This window comes from Lysobacter sp. CA199 (genome assembly GCF_052078715.1).
Lineage (GTDB): Bacteria > Pseudomonadota > Gammaproteobacteria > Xanthomonadales > Xanthomonadaceae > Lysobacter.
The window spans coordinates 368,084-384,996 of the sequence record NZ_JBQJIL010000003.1; the positions used below are offsets into that span (position 1 = coordinate 368,084).

General features: G+C 66.9%; 15 protein-coding genes. 9 read left to right on the forward strand and 6 right to left on the reverse strand.

All coding sequences use genetic code 11. The features are described 5' to 3' along the window. Positions 1-5 precede the first annotated feature (5 nt). The 3 genes from secF to ACTOWJ_RS06320 all read left to right on the forward strand — a co-directional run bounded on the left by secF (position 6) and on the right by ACTOWJ_RS06320 (position 2,692). A complete protein-coding gene (gene secF, locus ACTOWJ_RS06310; protein WP_441333747.1) occupies positions 6-971 on the forward strand; it encodes a protein translocase subunit SecF in 966 nt (321 codons plus the stop codon). 352 nt (positions 972-1,323) lie between these two features. Continuing rightward, positions 1,324-2,193 (forward strand): class I SAM-dependent methyltransferase, encoded by an 870-nt coding sequence (locus tag ACTOWJ_RS06315; protein ID WP_441333748.1) that lies wholly within the window; start codon positions 1,324-1,326, stop codon positions 2,191-2,193. Positions 2,194-2,263: 70 nt separating this feature from the next. Next, complete coding sequence (locus ACTOWJ_RS06320) at positions 2,264-2,692, forward strand: hypothetical protein (protein WP_441333749.1); 429 nt, start codon at positions 2,264-2,266, stop codon at positions 2,690-2,692. A 76-nt stretch (positions 2,693-2,768) separates the two neighbouring features. Here the strand turns inward: ACTOWJ_RS06320 and ACTOWJ_RS06325 are convergent, their stop codons facing one another. Together ACTOWJ_RS06325 and ACTOWJ_RS06330 are read right to left on the reverse strand one after the other, a co-directional pair. Further along, the gene (locus ACTOWJ_RS06325; protein ID WP_441333750.1) at positions 2,769-2,960 is read right to left on the reverse strand and encodes a hypothetical protein; all 192 of its coding nucleotides are present in this window, start codon (positions 2,958-2,960) and stop codon (positions 2,769-2,771) included. Positions 2,961-3,075: 115 nt separating this feature from the next. Further along, positions 3,076-4,821, reverse strand: a complete 1,746-nt coding sequence (locus ACTOWJ_RS06330; RefSeq protein ID WP_441333751.1) for an alpha/beta hydrolase — start codon at positions 4,819-4,821, stop codon at positions 3,076-3,078. 194 nt (positions 4,822-5,015) lie between these two features. Here ACTOWJ_RS06330 and ACTOWJ_RS06335 point away from each other — a divergent pair, with 194 nt between their 5' ends. After that, positions 5,016-6,722, forward strand: coding sequence for a histidine kinase (locus ACTOWJ_RS06335; protein WP_441333752.1), 1,707 nt, complete (start codon positions 5,016-5,018; stop codon positions 6,720-6,722). Further along, positions 6,710-7,411 carry a LytR/AlgR family response regulator transcription factor gene (locus tag ACTOWJ_RS06340; protein WP_441333753.1) on the forward strand — a complete coding sequence of 234 codons (702 nt, stop codon included), beginning with the start codon at positions 6,710-6,712 and terminating at the stop codon, positions 7,409-7,411. The genes ACTOWJ_RS06335 and ACTOWJ_RS06340 overlap by 13 nt, the downstream gene beginning before the upstream one ends. A gap of 19 nt (positions 7,412-7,430) precedes the next feature. Here ACTOWJ_RS06340 and ACTOWJ_RS06345 read toward each other — a convergent pair whose 3' ends face one another. Both ACTOWJ_RS06345 and ACTOWJ_RS06350 read right to left on the reverse strand, forming a co-directional pair. Beyond that, positions 7,431-8,339: an alpha/beta fold hydrolase gene (locus tag ACTOWJ_RS06345; RefSeq protein WP_441333754.1), complete on the reverse strand. Its 909-nt coding sequence runs from the start codon at positions 8,337-8,339 to the stop codon at positions 7,431-7,433. Positions 8,340-8,684: 345 nt separating this feature from the next. After that, entirely contained in the window at positions 8,685-9,503 is an 819-nt protein-coding gene (locus ACTOWJ_RS06350) for an inositol monophosphatase family protein (protein WP_441333755.1), read from the reverse strand. Between the two features lie 97 nt (positions 9,504-9,600). On the opposite strand from ACTOWJ_RS06350, the gene ACTOWJ_RS06355 reads away from it, so the two are divergent. From ACTOWJ_RS06355 to ACTOWJ_RS06365, 3 genes are all read left to right on the forward strand, one after another. Further along, complete coding sequence (locus tag ACTOWJ_RS06355; RefSeq protein ID WP_441333756.1) at positions 9,601-10,452, forward strand: RNA methyltransferase; 852 nt, start codon at positions 9,601-9,603, stop codon at positions 10,450-10,452. Positions 10,453-10,648: 196 nt separating this feature from the next. Continuing rightward, positions 10,649-11,533 carry a phosphate/phosphite/phosphonate ABC transporter substrate-binding protein gene (locus tag ACTOWJ_RS06360; RefSeq protein ID WP_441333757.1) on the forward strand — a complete coding sequence of 295 codons (885 nt, stop codon included), beginning with the start codon at positions 10,649-10,651 and terminating at the stop codon, positions 11,531-11,533. After that, positions 11,530-13,671 carry a putative bifunctional diguanylate cyclase/phosphodiesterase gene (locus tag ACTOWJ_RS06365; protein WP_441333758.1) on the forward strand — a complete coding sequence of 714 codons (2,142 nt, stop codon included), beginning with the start codon at positions 11,530-11,532 and terminating at the stop codon, positions 13,669-13,671. Before ACTOWJ_RS06360 ends, ACTOWJ_RS06365 begins: the two co-directional genes overlap by 4 nt. Before the next feature lie 150 nt (positions 13,672-13,821). Here the strand turns inward: ACTOWJ_RS06365 and ACTOWJ_RS06370 are convergent, their stop codons facing one another. Both ACTOWJ_RS06370 and ACTOWJ_RS06375 read right to left on the reverse strand, forming a co-directional pair. Then, the gene (locus tag ACTOWJ_RS06370) at positions 13,822-14,511 is read right to left on the reverse strand and encodes an exopolysaccharide biosynthesis protein (RefSeq protein WP_441333759.1); all 690 of its coding nucleotides are present in this window, start codon (positions 14,509-14,511) and stop codon (positions 13,822-13,824) included. Continuing rightward, a complete protein-coding gene (locus tag ACTOWJ_RS06375) occupies positions 14,495-15,841 on the reverse strand; it encodes a hemolysin family protein (protein WP_441333760.1) in 1,347 nt (448 codons plus the stop codon). Before ACTOWJ_RS06375 ends, ACTOWJ_RS06370 begins: the two co-directional genes overlap by 17 nt. A gap of 439 nt (positions 15,842-16,280) precedes the next feature. On the opposite strand from ACTOWJ_RS06375, the gene ACTOWJ_RS06380 reads away from it, so the two are divergent. Continuing rightward, entirely contained in the window at positions 16,281-16,907 is a 627-nt protein-coding gene (locus tag ACTOWJ_RS06380) for a DUF47 domain-containing protein (RefSeq protein WP_441333761.1), read from the forward strand. Positions 16,908-16,913 lie beyond the last annotated feature (6 nt).

The window sequence follows — 16,913 nt, forward strand, 5'->3', positions numbered from 1 at the left end:
CAGATATGAAGATTTTCCCGCTGACCCTGCTGCCCAACGACGCCAACATCAACTTCATGAAGTTGCGTTGGGTGTCGATCGCCGTCGCCGCCGTGATCATGTTCGTGGCGATCGGCGCGATGGTGACCCGCAATTTCAACTACGCCCTGGACTTCACCGGCGGCAACTTGGTCGAAGTGCATCTGGAGAAACCCGCCAACCTCGACGACGTGCGCAACCGCCTGGCCGCCGAGGGTTTCGACAGCGCCCAGGTCCAGACCTACGGCTCGGGCAACGAGCTGCTGATCCGCCTGCAGCCGCGCGAAGGCGACAACAGCGCCGACGCCACCAACCATGCCGCCTCGGCGGTGATGAAGGCGGTGTCGGTCGGCGGCAACACCGGCAAGGTGCTGCGCAACGAGTTCGTCGGCCCGCAGGTCGGCAAGGAGCTCGCGCTCAACGGCCTGTACGCGCTGATCTTCGTGGTGGTGGGCTTCTTGATCTACATCGCCTTCCGCTTCGAGTGGAAGTTCGCGGTGGCGGCGATCATCACCACCTTGCACGACGTGATCGTGGTCGCCGGCTGGTTCGCCATCAGCGGCCACGAGTTCGACCTGACCGTGCTGGCCGGCATCCTGTCGGTGATGGGCTACTCGATCAACGACACCATCGTGGTGTTCGACCGCGTGCGCGAGAACTTCCGCTCGATGCGCGCCGATCCGGAGACCGTGCTGAACAAGTCGATCAACCAGACCCTGTCGCGTACGGTGATCACCTCGTTCGTCGCGTTCCTGACCGTGGTCGCCCTGTACATCTACGGCGGCGGTTCGCTGCGCGGCATGGCCGAATCGCAGATGCTCGGCATCATCATCGGCACCTTGTCCTCGATCTTCGTCGCCTGCCCGCTGCTGACCCTGGGCATCCTGAAGGTCACCAAGCAGGACTTGCTGCCCAAGGCCAAGGACGACGCGGCGCTGGCTCGCCGGCCGTAAGCGGTTTGGGTTGTCTGGATCCAGCGAAAAGGCCGCGCTCGTCGCGGCTTTTTTGTTTTTGGCCGGCGCCTACGGAATCGTGGTTTGCGTTGCGATCTTGAGCCATCGCGGTCGCGGCTCGCGCCGCTCCTACAGGGCTCGATCGCGGCTTCGATTCGAACTGTAGGAGCAGCGCGAGCCGCGACCGCGAAACTCAAGCGCGCCGAAAATTTGATCGCAGCGGTTTCAACCGCACACCATTGGTAAATCGCCCAGCGCCCCCATCTACAACCTACCCATCGCCAGCCGACGCACCGTCCCGGCAAGCCCTTCGCAACCCACCGTGCCCGCCGCAGGGCGGAGGAGAAGACCGATGTCGGAACCGAACACCACGCAAGCCAACACCCAGCAAATCAACGACTGGAACGGCCCCGTCGGCGCGCGCTGGCTGACCTATAACGATTGGCTGGACGAACGCACCGCTTCGTACGGGCAGGCGGCGCTAGAAGCCGCGGCGCCGCAACCGGGCGAGGCCGTGCTCGACATTGGCTGCGGTGCGGGCGCGACTTCGTTCGAACTGGCGCGCGCGGTCGGCGCGGGCGGCTCGGCGGTCGGCGCCGATGTGTCCGAACCCTTGATCGGCCGCGCCCGCGAGCGCGCGCAGGCGCTCGGGTTGCCGGTCGACTTCCGCCTCGCCGACGCCAGCCAGCCGCTGTTTGCGCCGCGAGGTTTCGACCTGCTGTTTTCGCGCTTCGGCGTGATGTTCTTCGACGACCCGGTGGCGGCCTTCGCCGAACTGCGCAAGACGCTCAAGCCCGGCGGCCGGCTCGCCTTCGCCTGTTGGCAAGAACCGGCCAAGAACGATTGGTACGTGCTGCCGTTGAACGCCATCGACGGCATCGTCGAGCGCGAGGCCATCGACACCCATGCGCCGGGTCCGTTCGCCTTCAGCGATCCGCAGCGGGTGCAGAGGATTCTGAGCGAGGCCGGTTTCGCCCAGATCGAGCTGAAACCGTTCGAGGCGCCGTTCTACCACGGCCGCGGCGCAAACCGCGAAGCCATGGTCGCCGATGCGTTGGAGCAAGTGTTCCGGGTTGGGCCGATCCAGCGTCTGTTGGCGTCGCAGAGCGATGAAGTGCGCGAGCGCGCGGCGGCGGCGATTCGCGCCGCGCTGGCGGACATCGCGACCGAGCGGGAGATCGAAGTCGGCGGGTCGACCTGGATCGTCACCGCTCGTTCGTAGTTGGGACGTTTCCGGCTTTTAGTCGATCGGTACCGTCTGGGCTTCGGTCGGCCGTCCCTGGGAGTAGAAGATGCAAGGCATCGCGATCCACGATTCAGCTACGCAGGGAGTCCTTGCGCTCGATCTGAGGGACTTGCTGGCCTGTTTGGACGATCAGATCGGCGCGCGCGAATGGAGCTGTCATCACACGGATGTGCGCGGCCCGTCCTTCGAACAGTGCAATCAGTGGAGCGCATCGGGCGAATGGCTCCCGGCGTCGCGGTTGATCGAAGCGGCGCAGCGGGCCGATCAGGTTGTGGGTGGTGACTTTTATGGCCGCAGAGCAGGGGAGGTCGGCCCCAGCCTGATCATCAAGGCTGTCGACAGCAGTTATTGGGAAGTGTTCGGCGATGCGGTTTGTTTGAATCGGCTGCGGGCGCGCTTCGACGATGTTCGCGCGGCTCGCTACGCCTGGGATCATGATGTGCCGGAGCGATTTCGAGCCAAGGCAGATCGTTGAGTCACCGTCCAACGAAAAACACCGCGATAACCGCGGCGTTTTTGTGTGAACTGGCTTGAACCCCGTCAGCCGAGAATCAATCGAACGTCGCCGCATACCCGGTCTTGGCGATGCGGTTTTGCAACGCATCGGCAATCTTCAGATTGCCGGCGACGATCTGGCGCGGCGCCAGACCGCGGTTGTCCATCGGTCCGGTCGAGCGGCCCTTGAAGTCGGTGACCTTGTCGCTGGCTTTGCGCACCATCAGCACGCCGGCGGCGACGTCCATGAGTTCATGCGGTCTCGACGAACTGCCTGGTGCAGGCGTAGCCACAAGGACGGCTTTGACTCTCTCCAGGGACGACAGCCGAGCGTTTCATGCTCGCTCCGCAAGCATGGGCAGCTCAAGCCGCCGAACTGCACTGCTCACCACTCCGAAACCGTGACTTGCGCCGCCGCCGCCAAATCGCCAGTGCAACCAGTGGCAGTCCCACCACGATCGCGAGTGCGGCCAACGCATCCCCCCGGCCGATACCGAGTGCGAGCAACAGCACATCGAACTTGCTGGTGGCGAACGCGGGTGGCGGCACCGCCACCGCGGCATCGTTCACCGGACGGCCGGCGAGAAAGTCGGCTATGTGCGCGGCAATGTCCGGATGACCCAGCCACAGTTCATCGTCATGGCTGGCGCCGCGCACGAGCAGCTGTCTGCTGTCGCTGAAACCAGGACGCAGCGCCTGGGCGTTTGCCGGCGGCGTGCGGCCGTCGAGCGTGCCGCTCACCCATAGCGCCGGCACGGCGCTGCGCAACGGCGCACGGAATGCTTCGCCCAGGTCGACGAGCCCGAGGCCGTCGCCGAGCATCGGGAATGGGAAGTTCATCGCGTCGCCTAACATGCTGTCGCGCGCCTGCGCCTCCACCAAGGCCCGGCGGTGCGGGCTCTGGCCGGATGCGACGTCCATCGCCAGCGGCATGGCGCCGAACTCGCCGAGCTGTTCACGCGTTGCCAGCACGATATCCGCCATCAGGCCATAGTCACCGCGCTCGGCGTCGCGCAGCGCCAACGGCAACAGCTGTTGAGTAGAGCGCCGCCCGAGCGAGGCCGCGATCGCGATCTGCGCGTCGTACTCTGCGATGGTCACTTTTCTGCCGCCATGCATGAGGCTGCGGCCTTGGCCTGGCCGGTGGCGCAACGCCTCAAGTACGCGCCGGGCCGATCCAGTCAGATCATCGAACCCGGCGCCTTTGGCGACGACCGCCAACTCCGCCAGCAGGGCATCCGCTGCCAGCGGCAACTTGAGCGTATGGTCGGGCCCCTCGGCGCCGATCAATACCACGCGGTCGATGCCCGCACCGTGCAGGCGGACACTCGCCAGGGCCAGGTGGGTGCCGTAACTCATCCCCCATAGGCTGATCCGCGGCAGACCGAGTGCGCGCCGCAAGGATTCGATGTCGTCCGCGCTCTCGGCGGTGGTGTACGCAGCCAGATCGATGCCCTCGCGTCGCCAATAAGCGATGCAGCGCTTGGCCGTGGCGCGCAACGCGGCCAGCGCGGCTTCCCGCTGCAACGGCTGAGCGTCGTCGAAACGATGCACATGCGGACAGGGCGGCGGCGGTTCCGAGAGGCCCGTGCCACGCTGATCGAGCAGTAGTACGTCGGTCTCGCGCCGGACCCGGTCGAACACGGGCCAGCGCGGCCCGCGTGCGGTCCCGACACCGGAACCCCCGGGGCCGCCGGCCAAGTACACCACCGGTGGCGCGCGGCCATCGCCGCCGGTGGCCGGCAAGCGCATCACCCGCAAGCGCATGCGCGGCCCCTCGGGCTCGCTATGCCGACGCGGCACTTCCAGGAAGGCGACCTCGGCTGCGATGGTGCCGTGCCGCTCGGTTTCGAACGCATAGGGCGCGAACGCCAGCGGTGCGTGTGCATCGCTCGCCAATACGGGCGCCGCGCCGGCGAGCGCCACGCACATCACCGCCAACCGCGCGGCCGCTGAAAAAGTCCGGAGAGGCAGGTTCCCTTTGCCTGGAGAAAGGGTGAGCGCGTCGCCGCACTGCCAGGGAACACGGTGCGGCGTGTTCGGAGCCGCTGCCCGATCGTGCAGGCATAGACGACGAAGACAGGAAACGACAATCGATACGCTGGACATGACGGACTCCGCTTGGGAGGAAATGCGAGCGTCGTTCCTGCCCTGGCGACCGACGAGGAGACGGGTCGCGGCAGCGGAATGACCCGCGCAACAACCGCCAGCATCTCCTCCGACGCTGTGAGTCAGGCGGGCCGGTCCGCCGAACAGCTCCAGCCGGAGGTCCAGCGTCTCCGCGCAGCGGATACGATGGAGGCATGCAACTCCTGCGAACCTTGACCGCACTGGCCGTATTGCTGGCCGCACTCGCCGCCTGGCTGGCAGTTTCCGCGCGCCACCCGGGGACGTTGCAGGTGCTGGCCGCGGAGATGGCTCCCGCCCTTTTTGTTTCCTCGACCATCCCGCAGCGGCCGCCGGACGGATTGAACTGGCGCCCGCTCGACCAGCGCGAACTGGCTGGCTGGCGCGATCCCTATTGGCTGCGCTGGCGATTGCCTGCGCCCACGACGCAGAACGATACCGGCCGAGCGTTGCGTCTGTCGCTACGCGCCGCCAGCCAGCCCTTCTGGAACGGACAGCCACTGGCAGGCAATGGCACGGTGGGCCGCACAGCACAACAGGAGCGGCCCGGCCTGCTTGAAATCGTCCGCGTGCTGCCGCCATCGTCTTCCACCGGCACGGACGAGTTGGTCGTGCTCGCTTCCAGTCACCATCAGTGGTTTCGCCCATATAGTGCGGACGCCGCCATTGAGGTGGGGCCGGTCGAAGCGATCTACGGCCATCGCCTCCGGCCTTGGCTGATCGCGGCGTTCGCCACGGGTGCGCTGGCGGCGGCATTCCTGTATTTCCTGGCAGTGCAACGTGGTCGGCCGCGCGTGCCCGGTGCTCGCCTGTTGCTCGCGCTCAGCGCTGTCGGCCTTGCGTTGCCGGTGATCGAGGCATGGCGCCCCTTGCTGGGCTATACCTATCCTTGGCACGGCCCACGTCTGCTCGCACTGCAGGCGCTGCACCTGGCGGCCGCGGTGCTGCTGCCGGCTTACATCGCGCGTCGCTTCGACGTTGCGGTGCCCCTTGGCGCCCGCATTGCCTACTTGGTGGCGCTCGCGGCGGCGACGGCATTCGTACCCAGCTTCGATGGTCGCGGCGCGGCCGTACTGCTGCTGAGCCTGTTCGCCTCGGCGTGGTTGTTGCTGCGTGCCCGTCGTGAGCAAGAGGAACGCTGGCCCATCTTGACGCTGGTACTGGCTGGCGCGCTGGCAATGCCATTGGCTGGCAACGCCTTTCTCGACGGCCCGTATTTCCTGTTGCTGGCGGTACTGATGGGCTTCCTGCTTCTGCGCCACGCGGCGCAGCTGCGTGCCCTGGACCGACATAACGCGTTGTTGCGCGAAGAGCGCGCCCGCCTCTCGCTGCAGTTGCTGCAGCGGGGCATCCAGCCGCACTGGCTCATGAATACGTTGACCTGTTTGCAGGAACTGATCGAGCAGGCCCCGCCGCGCGCCAGCCGTCTGGTCGAGTCGCTGGCCGAGCAGTTCGATCGTCTGCGCGAGAGCAGCACCCGCCAGAGCGTTGCGCTGGAGGACGAGGTGGCCCTGTGCCGCAACCACCTGGACATCGTCGGTCTGGCCCAGGATCGCCCCATCGGCTTCGAGGTCGACGCCGACGACACTCGATTGTCGCTGCCGCCGGGCGTTCTCCACGCCCAGGTCGAAAACGCGCTGACCCATGCCGGCGCCGTCGCCTGCGCGCAGCGTCCGTTCCGCCTGCGCGTACGTCGCGAGAACGGCAACTGGGTCCTGGAGCTGCGTAGCGCACGCGGGTCGGCGCCACATCGCGGTCATGGGACCGGCACGCGCTACATCGAGGCCAGCTTGGCTGCCACGTGTCCTGCTGGCTGGCGCTTCGTCCAGGGTGTCGATGGCGCGGACTGGTGCGGCCGGATCGAGCTGGCATGCGCATCCTGATCGTCGAGGATGAGCCGCTGGTACGCCAGCGTCTCTTGCGTCTATGCACCGAGTTGGCCGGCGCGCGTGCACGCTTCGACGCCGTCGCCGACCTGGAATCGGCCGGCGACCGGCTCCAGCGCAGCGTCTACGATGGGCTGCTGCTAGATCTGAACCTGGGGGGCGAGGACGGTTTCGAACTGCTCCGCAGCGCGGTGGCCGGACGCTACCACTGCGTCGTGGTCTCGGCCCATCGCGAGCGTGCGCTGCAGGCCTTCGAGCATGGCGTACTGGATTTCGTCCCCAAGCCCTTCACGCGCGAGCGCCTAGGCCAGGCACTCGAGCGCCTGCTCGATGTCGGCCGCTACCGCTCCGGCCGCGCCCGCTATCTCGGCATATGGCGTGCGCAAGGTACCGCACTCGTCGAGCTGGCCGATGTGCTGTGGATCCGCGCCGACGGCGACTACAGCCAGTTGCGCATGCTCGATGGCCGCAGCGAACTGCACGATAAATCCCTGGCCAGCCTGACCGCCGTGTTGCCGCCCGATTTCGTGCGCTGCCACCGATCCTACTTGGTCAACTTGCGCCATATCCGTACCCTGCATGCCGGTTCTGGCAGTCGTTACTGGCTGATACTGACCAACGGTGCGGAACTGCCCGTGGGCCGCGCCCACGTCGCGGCGCTGCGCCGCGAACTCGCTCTCGAGTAAGGAACTGCCTGCGATCGGGCTACAGCGCGCTGTACTCCAGGAATCTTCCGCCGCCCACATCGCGGATAAAACGCGCAATCAGCGCCGCGCACTCGCGATGATGCGTTTCCAACAGAAAGTGGCCGCCGTCGAAGACGTGGATTTCCAGCGCGTCGAGGACGCGGCTGTAGGCCATGATTTCGTCCAGCTCGAAGAACGGATCGTGCCGCCCCCAAAGCAACAGGCACGGCGGCTGGTGTTCGCGGTGGTAGGACGCAATGGCCGGAAAACGCGCGACGTGCGCGGCGTAATCGTTGAAGATCTGGAAATGCAGATCGATGTGGCCCGGCCGCGACAGCCGTTCCCAATCCAGATGCCAGCACTCCGGCGGATGCAGCGCCTTCAAGCGTTCGGGCAAGCCGCCCAGGTAGGTGTTGCGGGTGCCATCGAAATCCAGCCACTGCGGCAGCTTGGTCTTGTTCGCCGCAGTGGGCTCGGCCCAGTACGCTTTCGGCGCATCCCAATCCGGCCCCAGGCCGGCCTCGTGGGCGTTACCGTTCTGCACGATCAAACCCAGGATGCGTTCGGGTCGCCGCGTCGCCAGGTGATAACCGACCGGCGTACCGAAGTCCTGCACCATCAGGAAGAAGCGTTCCACGCCCAGCGCATCGAGGAAGGCTTCGATCGTGTCGGCCATGTGCGCGAACGTATACGCATAGTCGTCGGGCAGCGGCGCCGAAGATAAACCGTAACCGGGCAAGTCCGGCGCGATCACATACGCCGACTCGGCCAAGGGCTCGATGATGTCGCGATACATATGCGAGGAACTGGGCGAGCCGTGCAGCAACAACAGCGCCGGTTGGTCGCGGTCGCCGGCCTGTCGGTAGAAGATCTCCAGGCCGTCGATGTCGATGGTTCGATGGTGGGTGTTGTGCCGAAGGGGTTGCATCGTTTTCTCCTGTCGAGGCCCGTTGCGCCGCGTTTCGTGCGATGCCGAAACGCAGTGCCACGAGAGGCGGAGTTTTTTGAACTGCAAGGGTTCTGGCGTGAATCGAGCCTAGCTCGCTAAAGATTCGGCGGAAGTGAGGACGGCTGAGGCTGCGTAGCGCACTTGTTCAAGTTTCTGGCGATATCGTTAAGGCAGGTGTCGCGACATCTTCGGCGCGTGGGCACATTAAAACGCCGCAGCGCAACGAATTCGGTGCTGCCCGTGGCCTAGTCGTCGCCCATAAAAAACGCCGCGATCGACGCGGCGTTTTTTATCGTGTCGCGACAGCGCGCGGCGAGATCAAGATCAATCGAACGCCGCCGCATATCCGGTATTGACGATCCGATTCTGCAACGCATCGGCGATCTTCAAGTTGCCGGCGATGATCTGGCGCGGCGCCAGGCCGCGATTGTCCATCGGCCCGGTCGAGCGGCCCTTGAAGTCGGTGACCTTGCCGCCGGCTTCGCGCACCATCAGCACGCCGGCCGCGACGTCCCAGGGCTTGAGTCCGGCTTCGAAGTAGGCGTCGGCGCGGCCGCAGGCGACATAGGCCAGATCCAGCGCGGCCGAGCCGGTGCGGCGCACGTCTTCGGCGTCGACCAGCAGATTGTCCAGGCACTTGAGGTGGGCGCTGGCGCGGGCGCGTTCGCGCGGCGGGAAGCCGGTGATCAACATCGCGCCGGTGAGGTCCTTGCGCTCGGCGATGCGCACGCGCTTTTCGTTGAGCTGGGTGCCGCTGCCGCGGCTGGTGGTGAACAGGTCGTTGCGCAGCGGGTCGAAGATCACGCCGTGGGTCGGTTCGCCGTTCTCGCACAGCGCGATCGAGACGCAGTAGTGCGGGATGCCGTGCAGGTAGTTGCTGGTGCCGTCGAGCGGGTCGATCACCCAGGTGAAACGGGCCTGGCCGAGCGGGCCGCTTTCTTCGCCGAGGATGGCGTAGTCGGGCGTGGCGCGGCGGAATTCCTTGATGATCTCGGCTTCGGCCAGTCGGTCGACTTCGCTGGCGTAGTCCATGCGGTCCTTCTCGACGACGTTGAGCGCGTCCACGCGGTGCATGTGGCGCAACAGGACGTTGCCGGCGGCTCGGGCGGCCTTGACCATGAGGGTGACGGCGGGTTTCTGCATGGTTTACGGCCTCGAACGGATGAGGTGGGGAAGGACTCGACGGGGGTAAAGAGCGGGCCGGCGCCTGTGGCCGGGGCGGGGAGTTTACCATTTGCGCATGAACCACGATCCCCGCAACGAACCGCCGGGCGCGCAGGCGCCCGATAATGCCAATCCCGAGGCCGACCCGATCGGGGCCGGCCCCGCCATTCCAACGCCCGATCCGGCCGTCGCGCATCTGCGCATCGTCCTGGTCGGTACCCAGCACCCCGGCAATATCGGCTCGGCGGCGCGGGCGATGAAGACCATGGGCCTGTCGCGGCTGGTCCTGGTCGCCCCGGAAAAGCCGCTGGACCGCGATGCGTATGCCATGGCCGCCGGCGCCGACGACGTGCTCGAGGCCGCGGTGGTCCTGCCCGACCTGGCCGCGGCGGTCGCCGACTGCCACCTGGTCCTGGGCTGCACCGCGCGTAGCCGCCGGATCGCGCTGGAGGAACTGGTCCCGCGCGACGCCGCGGTCCTCGCCGACGCCCGCGCCCGCGGCGGCAGCGAGGTCGCGCTGGTGTTCGGCCGCGAGCGCACCGGTCTGGACAACGAGGAATTGCAACTGTGCCATGCGGCGGTGCACATCCCGGCCAATCCCGAGTACAGCTCGCTGAACCTCGGGGCCGCGGTCCAGGTGCTGAGTTACGAGCTGCGCATGGCCGCGCTGGCGGCGAACACCGCCGGCGGCGCCTTCGAGCGCCGCGATCCGCCGGCCTCGCACGCCCAGTTGGAAGGCTTCTTCAGCCAGCTCGGCGAGGCCTTGCACGCGATCGACTTCCACAAGGGCCGAGCGCCGGAGTCGGCCATGCGCAAGCTGCGCCGGCTGTTCCTGCGCGCGGATCTGGACGAACGCGAGGTGCGCCTGCTGCGCGGCGTGCTGGCCGACGTGGAGCGGATGGCGATGCTGGCCGGACAACGGCGCTGAAGACGTCTGCGTTGAATGATGCCGATCGCAGGGAACGGCGGGCGAGGGATTGAGTGGGAAGGTATCGGCAAGACCGCGGTTTCGATTACGCTGCCCTGGCAATCCGAACAGGTGACCACGGTTGATCGCTAGCGCGCGGTGTTTCGGTTGGCTGTTCGGGCTTGTCCTGATAGGGGCAGCGAACCCTGCGTCGGCCTTGCACGACGGCTACGACGATCGCCCGCACCCCGAAGGCAGCGACGCCCAAGTGTTGGTGCTCGGCCGGATCAGCGACGACCCCAAGGCCCATTACGAGCAGCTCAAGCCGCTGCTGGATTACGTGGTGCCGCGCATGGCCGATGTCGGCATCCGCGAAGGCCGGATCCTGATGGCCAAGGACGCGCAGCAGATGGGCAGCTACCTGCGCCGCGGCCGGGTCGACTGGGTCAGCGAGACCGCCGGCATGGCGATGCTGCTGCAACAGCGCGCCGACGCCAGGCCGCTGCTGCTGACCGAACGCGACGGGGCCAGCCACTACCACAGCATATTCTTCGCCCGACGCGACAGCGGCCTGCGCTCGCTGGACGATCTGAGCGGGCACAACGTCGCCTTCCAACGGCCGTCTTCAACCAGCGCCTACTTCGTTCCGGCCGCGACCCTGCTCGAACGCGGCTTGAGCCTGGAGATCCTGCTGTCGCCCACCGACCGCATCAACCGCGGCGCGGTGGGTTACTTGTTCGCGCGTTCGGAACTCAACATCTCCACCTGGGTGCACAAGCGGCTGGTCGATGCCGGGGTGATGAGCAACCTGGACTGGCAGAACCCGCGGCGCGTGCCCGATGCGTTCCGCCGCGATCTGGTCGAGATCGGCCGCAGCGCCGAATACCCGCGCGCGGTGGAAGTCGTGCGCAGCGATCTGGACCCCAAGGTCGCCGCGCGCCTGCGCGAGGTGCTGATCGACGCGGCCGGCGATCCCGACGCCGGCGAGGCCTTGCTGCGCTTCTTCAAGACCACCCGCTTCATGCCGATCGATCCGGCCTCGCGGCGCTCCCTGGACCGGCTCGGTTCGGGCGTGGCGCGGGTGCGGGCGGAGGTCGAATGAGACTGCGCGCCGGCCTGCAGGCCAAGTTCCTGTCGATCATGGGCGTGGCTTTTCTGGTCGTGGCGGTGCTGATCTTATTGCTGTTGCAGCGGCAGGAACGGATACAGAGCGAGGTGGTGGGGGTCAGCCGCGACGCGATGCGCGACAGCTTCGTGGAAAGCCTGCGCCGCCACGGCGAAGGCGAGGTCGCGCAATTGGCCGGATCGCTGACCAACCCGGTCTATTACTTCGACCTGGATGCGATCGGCGAACTCAGCCGCGCGGCGATGGCCAATCCCGGCGTGCGCTACGTCATCGTCTTCGACGTGGACGGCAACATCGTCCACGACGGCAGCGAGGAGATTCCCAGCTACGGCAAGCGCATGGACGATCCGATGGCCGCGCAGATCGTCGCCGCGCCGGCCATGCACACGCAGTGGGGCGAGAACACCTTCGACGTGTCGGCGCCGATCAAGATCGGCCAGCAGCGCCTGGGCGGTGTGCGCGTGGGTTACGACCTCAAGGCCATGCGCGCTTATCAGGACAGCGCGTTGGACAAGCTGCGGCAACGGCTGGAAGCGCTGGGCCGGCTGCAGCTGCTGTGGGTCGGCTTGCTCAGCCTCGGCCTGCTCGCGCTCGGCGCATTGATGGTCTGGCTGATCCAGAGTTGGCTGGTCAAGCCGATCCGCGAACTGGCCGACGCCGCGCGCGCGATCGAGGACGGCCAGTTCGGCCAGTTCGATCACGTTCCCGCGGCCGGACGCCACAACGACGAAGTCGGCGATCTGATGCGCGCCTTCGGCCGGATGAGCCAGAGCCTGGCGCGGCACGACCGCGACATCCGCCGCATGGCCTATACCGATGCGCTGACCGGCCTGGCCAACCGGCTCGCGTTTCGCGAATCGCTGGATCAGCGCCTGCTGCATTTGCGCGGCGACGGCGGCCAGTTGGCGCTGCTGTTCGCCGACATCGACGATTTCAAGCGGGTCAACGACACCCTGGGCCACGATGCCGGCGATGAGGTGTTGCTGCAGTTCGCCCAGCGCATCGAGGAAACCGTGCGGCGCATCGGCGGCGAACGCGCCTTGCTCGCACGCTTCGGCGGCGACGAGTTCGTGATCCTGGTCGAGGGCAGCCGCGAGCGCAACGGCGAGGCGCGCACCGTGGCTTCGCACCTGGCCGAGGTGTTGGTGGCCGAACTCGGTCAGCCGATCGTGGTGCACGAGCGGCAAGTGTTTCTGGGCACCTCGATCGGCGTGACCCTGTATCCGGAAGACGCGTCGGGCGCGACGGCGCTGATGAAGAACGGCGACATCGCCATGTATCAGGCCAAGGTCGCCGGCAAGAACTGCTATCGCTTCTACAGCCGTGCGATGGATCAGGCGGTCGAGCGCCGCGTACATCTGGAGCACGAGTTGCGCGGGGCCTGGGATCGCGGCGAGTTGAGTATGGTCTATCAGCCGGTGTTCCGGCTGGGCGACGGCGCGATGGTCGGCGCCGAGGCCTTGCTGCGCTGGAAGCATCCGGAGCAGGGCTTGATCGCGCCGTCGGTGTTCATCGACGTGGCCGAGCAGAGCGGGCTGATCGAAACCCTGGGCCCGCAGGTGTTGCGCGCGGCCTGCGAGGACGCGGTGAGCTGGCACGAGGCGCGGCCCGGCGCCGATCCGCTGTTCGTATCGGTCAACGTGTCGCCGCGCCAATTGCGCAGCGGCGATCTGCCCAACGTGGTGGCCGCCTGCCTGCACGAGACCCGCTTGCCCGCCCAGCGTCTGCATCTGGAGCTGACCGAGACGGCGGTGATCGGCGACGAAACCCACGCCAGCAACCTGCTTTCGCGCCTGCGCGCCAGTGGGGTGAAGGTGTGGTTGGACGATTTCGGCACTGGGTTTTCCGGGCTGAGCCATTTGCGCCGGGTGCCGGTGGACGGGGTCAAGATCGACCGCAGTTTCATCGCCGACGTGTTGCGCGATCCGGACGATCTGGCGCTGACCACGGCGATCATCGCGATGGCGCATTCGCTGGGCATCACCGTGGTCGCCGAGGGCGTGGAGAAGGAAGGCCAATACGCGGTGTTGCGCGAGCGCGGCTGCGATCTGGCGCAGGGCTATTGGCTCGGGCATCCGGTCAATGCGCAGGAGTTTTTGGCGCTATTGGGTTAGGGCTGTGGCTTGCGTCGTAGTTGCGGCTTCGCGGTCGCGGCTTGCGCCGCTCCTACAGGGAGCGGCCGGAATTGCGATGCAACCTGTAGGAGCGGCGCAAGCCGCGACCGCGCTAGCCAATCGCCGGCGCACCCGGCACGACGGCCGTCGTTATCCCAACTTCGACTGCGCCAACGCGATCCACTCCGCCAGCGCCTGCGCCAAGCTGCCGGACAAAATCCCGAACACCGCCACCGCGACGACACCGGCGACCCAGGCGATGGCCATCAGCTTGCCGTCGCGTTCGAGCAGGGCGAAGGCGAACAACAGCAGTTGCGCGCCGAACAGGAAGTTGGTCAGCGGAATCGGCAACGACAACAAGATGCCCAGCAGCACCAGCAACAGACCGGTGAACGCGCCAGCCGCGCGGTGATCGAGCAGGCCGGTCGCGCGCGGGCGCACGAAGCGCTCCAGCCGGGTCAGCCACGGCGCCAGCAGATTGCGGAACTTGGCCATCGCGCTGCGATGCGGCCCGCGCCGGGCGATGAAGCCCGGCAGCCACGGCTTGCGCAGACCGATCAGCAATTGCAGGCCGACCAGGATCACCAGCGGTCCGCTGATCGCGCCGCCCACGCCCGGAATCGGGATGAAGGCGGGCAGGGTGGAGACGAACAGCAGCATGCCGAAGGAACGGTTGCCCAGACCGTTGAACACGTCGCCGAACTTGATGACCTCGTCCGGATCGCCGGCGACGATCGCATCGAGCAGGGCACGGGTGCCGGCCTCGTGCAGCGGCGGGTCACCGCGGCTCCCGCGCTTGGGCGCGCCCTCGGGCCCGCCGCGATCAGCCGCCGACGTCATCGTCGCCCGCTTCCGCCGCGGGTTTGGGGTGTTGGCGTTGCAGCAGCAGCTTGTCGATGCGCGGGCCGTCCAGATCGATCACCTCGATCCGCCAGCCGGCCCAGGTGAAGTGCTCGCCCACGTGCGGAATGCGGCCGAAGTGGGCGATCACCATGCCGGCCACCGTATGGAAGTCGTGCTCGTCCTCGTTCGGCAGGCGGCCGCCGCCGGTGACTTCGCGCAGTTCTTCCAGCGGCAGCGCGCCGTCGACCAGGTAAGAGCCGTCCTCGCGCTGCACCATGGGGCCGGGCTGATCGTCCGATTCGGTGGTCTGGACCCGGCCGATCACCGCGCCCATCAGATCGTTGACCGTGATCAGGCCGGTGACGTCGCCGTATTCGTCGACCACCAGGGCCAGCGATTGCTGCTCCTCGCGGAAGATTTCCAGCAGCTTCAGCGCGTGGGTGGATTCGGACACGAACAAGGCTTCGCTGAGCTGGGCGAACAGGTCGGGCAGGCGGTCTTCGCCGAGGCTGGCGAGCAGCGTCTTGGCTTCGAGGATGCCCAGCACGTCCCGGTCGCTGCCGCGATACACCGGAAAACGCGAGGACGGCGATTCGCGCATCGTCGCCAGGTTTTCCTCGATGCTGGCCTCGGCGTCGAGCCAGGTGATGCGGGTGCGCGGGGTCATCAGGCTGTCGGTGGTGCGGTCGCCCAGGCTGAGCACGCGATTCATCATCTTGCGCTCGTCGGCGTCGATCACGCCTTGCTCGTGGCTTTCGGACACCAACAGGCGGATCTCTTCTTCACTGATCTCGCTGCGCGCGTCGTCCTTGATGCCGAGCAGGCGGAGCACCAGCCGGTTGATCGCGCCGAGCGTGGCGACCACGGGCTTGGCGAAGCGGGCCAGGCCGGCCAGCACGATCGACACGGAACTGGCGATCTTCTCCGGATTGGTCAGCGCCAGACGCTTGGGAATCAGCTCGCCGAAGATCACGCTGGCGGCGGTGATCAGGGTCACCGCGGTGCCGATGCCGAGCGGTCGCGCGTATTCGATGGCATTGCCGGGCAGCAGGTGGCCGAGCCAGCCGGCGATGGCCACGCCGATCGACTCGCCGCCGAAGGTGCCGGTGAGCACGCCGATCGCGGTGATGCCGACCTGCACGGTCGAGAGCAGGTTGTCGGGGTGCTCGGCCAGTTGCAGCGCCATGCGGGCGCCGCGGCTGGGGTGAGTGGGGTGCTCGGCCATCTGCTTCAGGCGCAGCTTGCGCGAGGTCATCAGCGCCATCTCCGACAACGCGAAGAAAGCGTTGAGCACGATCAAGGCCATGACGATCAATAGTTCCAACATCAGCAGCGCCTCCAGTGGCCTGTGGGTTCACGGAAGCAGCGGGCACGGAAGCAGCGGGGGCTGTGTTGGCAAGGGGCCGGCCGGGCGTTGCCGGGCGGCGGTTTTGGGTCGTCGTCCATTGTGTGTTGCGGGAAAGGAAGGGGTGGCCGGGCCGGAGCCGGGCCGGCGCCGATCTTAACAGGCCCGTGCGATGGCCTTTCGTGAAAGGCCCACGGCGGCGGAACTGCGAAGCCGGTAGGCCCGATCACCGTTCTGGGGCCGCCGGAACCGGCCGTCAAGGTGGGCGCAGCGTCTTCAAACCGTCATAATCGCGCCCCGAACCCCCGTGCCGGCCCCGCCGGCGCGTCAGTCCCCGGTCCGGCTCCGCCGTTCCGACCTCACTACGAACCCGAACCCGCCGAGGCCGGCATCCACGGTCCCTGGCCCAGAGGCTCCCCGCATGTTCTCCCTGCAGACGATTTTCGGCCAAGGCAACCAGTTCTATACCCTGCTTGAAGAGGCGGCCGTGGCCGCCCACGACGCTACCCGGGCCCTGCACCAGATGCTCAAGGCGGCCGACCGCCAGCCGGCCCTGGATGCGTTCAAGCTGGCCCGCCAGCGCGAGCGCGAGACCTCCGACAAGATCAGCCAGGAGTTGGTCGACAGCTTCATCACTCCGATCGAGCGCGAAGACATCGAGTCGCTGTCCTCGGCGCTGTACAAGATACCCAAGCAGGTCGAGAAGTTCGCCGACCGCTACTCGCTGGCCACCCGGCATCTGGAGCAGATCGACTTCGCGCCGCGCGCGGCGATGCTGGAGCAGGCCGCAGGCGTGGTGGTGACGATGGTCCACCAGCTGCGCCATCTGAAGTTGGAGCCGATGAAGGCGCTCAACGACCAGTTGCGCGCGCTGGAGAACGAAGCCGACCGGCTGATGCTGGAGCTGTACCGCGACATCTATTCCGGCCAGCTCGACAACCTGCAGATGTTCCTGCTCAAGGAGTTCTTCGAGATCCTGGAAAAGGCGATCGACCGCTGCCGCGAGGCCGGCGTGGTCGCCTACCAGATCGTCCTGAAAAACTCCTGAGGCGCG

Excerpts from the sequence above, each read along its gene's own strand:
- secF (WP_441333747.1), top strand. The coding sequence starts at position 6 with ATGAAGATTTTCCCGCTGACCCTGCTGCCCAACGACGCCAACATCAAC.
- ACTOWJ_RS06315 (WP_441333748.1), top strand. The coding sequence starts at position 1,324 with ATGTCGGAACCGAACACCACGCAAGCCAACACCCAGCAAATCAACGAC.
- ACTOWJ_RS06320 (WP_441333749.1), top strand. The coding sequence starts at position 2,264 with ATGCAAGGCATCGCGATCCACGATTCAGCTACGCAGGGAGTCCTTGCG.
- ACTOWJ_RS06325 (WP_441333750.1), bottom strand. The coding sequence starts at position 2,960 with ATGGACGTCGCCGCCGGCGTGCTGATGGTGCGCAAAGCCAGCGACAAG.
- ACTOWJ_RS06330 (WP_441333751.1), bottom strand. The coding sequence starts at position 4,821 with ATGTCCAGCGTATCGATTGTCGTTTCCTGTCTTCGTCGTCTATGCCTG.
- ACTOWJ_RS06335 (WP_441333752.1), top strand. The coding sequence starts at position 5,016 with ATGCAACTCCTGCGAACCTTGACCGCACTGGCCGTATTGCTGGCCGCA.
- ACTOWJ_RS06340 (WP_441333753.1), top strand. The coding sequence starts at position 6,710 with ATGCGCATCCTGATCGTCGAGGATGAGCCGCTGGTACGCCAGCGTCTC.
- ACTOWJ_RS06345 (WP_441333754.1), bottom strand. The coding sequence starts at position 8,339 with ATGCAACCCCTTCGGCACAACACCCACCATCGAACCATCGACATCGAC.
- ACTOWJ_RS06350 (WP_441333755.1), bottom strand. The coding sequence starts at position 9,503 with ATGCAGAAACCCGCCGTCACCCTCATGGTCAAGGCCGCCCGAGCCGCC.
- ACTOWJ_RS06355 (WP_441333756.1), top strand. The coding sequence starts at position 9,601 with ATGAACCACGATCCCCGCAACGAACCGCCGGGCGCGCAGGCGCCCGAT.
- ACTOWJ_RS06365 (WP_441333758.1), top strand. The coding sequence starts at position 11,530 with ATGAGACTGCGCGCCGGCCTGCAGGCCAAGTTCCTGTCGATCATGGGC.
- ACTOWJ_RS06370 (WP_441333759.1), bottom strand. The coding sequence starts at position 14,511 with ATGACGTCGGCGGCTGATCGCGGCGGGCCCGAGGGCGCGCCCAAGCGC.
- ACTOWJ_RS06375 (WP_441333760.1), bottom strand. The coding sequence starts at position 15,841 with ATGTTGGAACTATTGATCGTCATGGCCTTGATCGTGCTCAACGCTTTC.
- ACTOWJ_RS06380 (WP_441333761.1), top strand. The coding sequence starts at position 16,281 with ATGTTCTCCCTGCAGACGATTTTCGGCCAAGGCAACCAGTTCTATACC.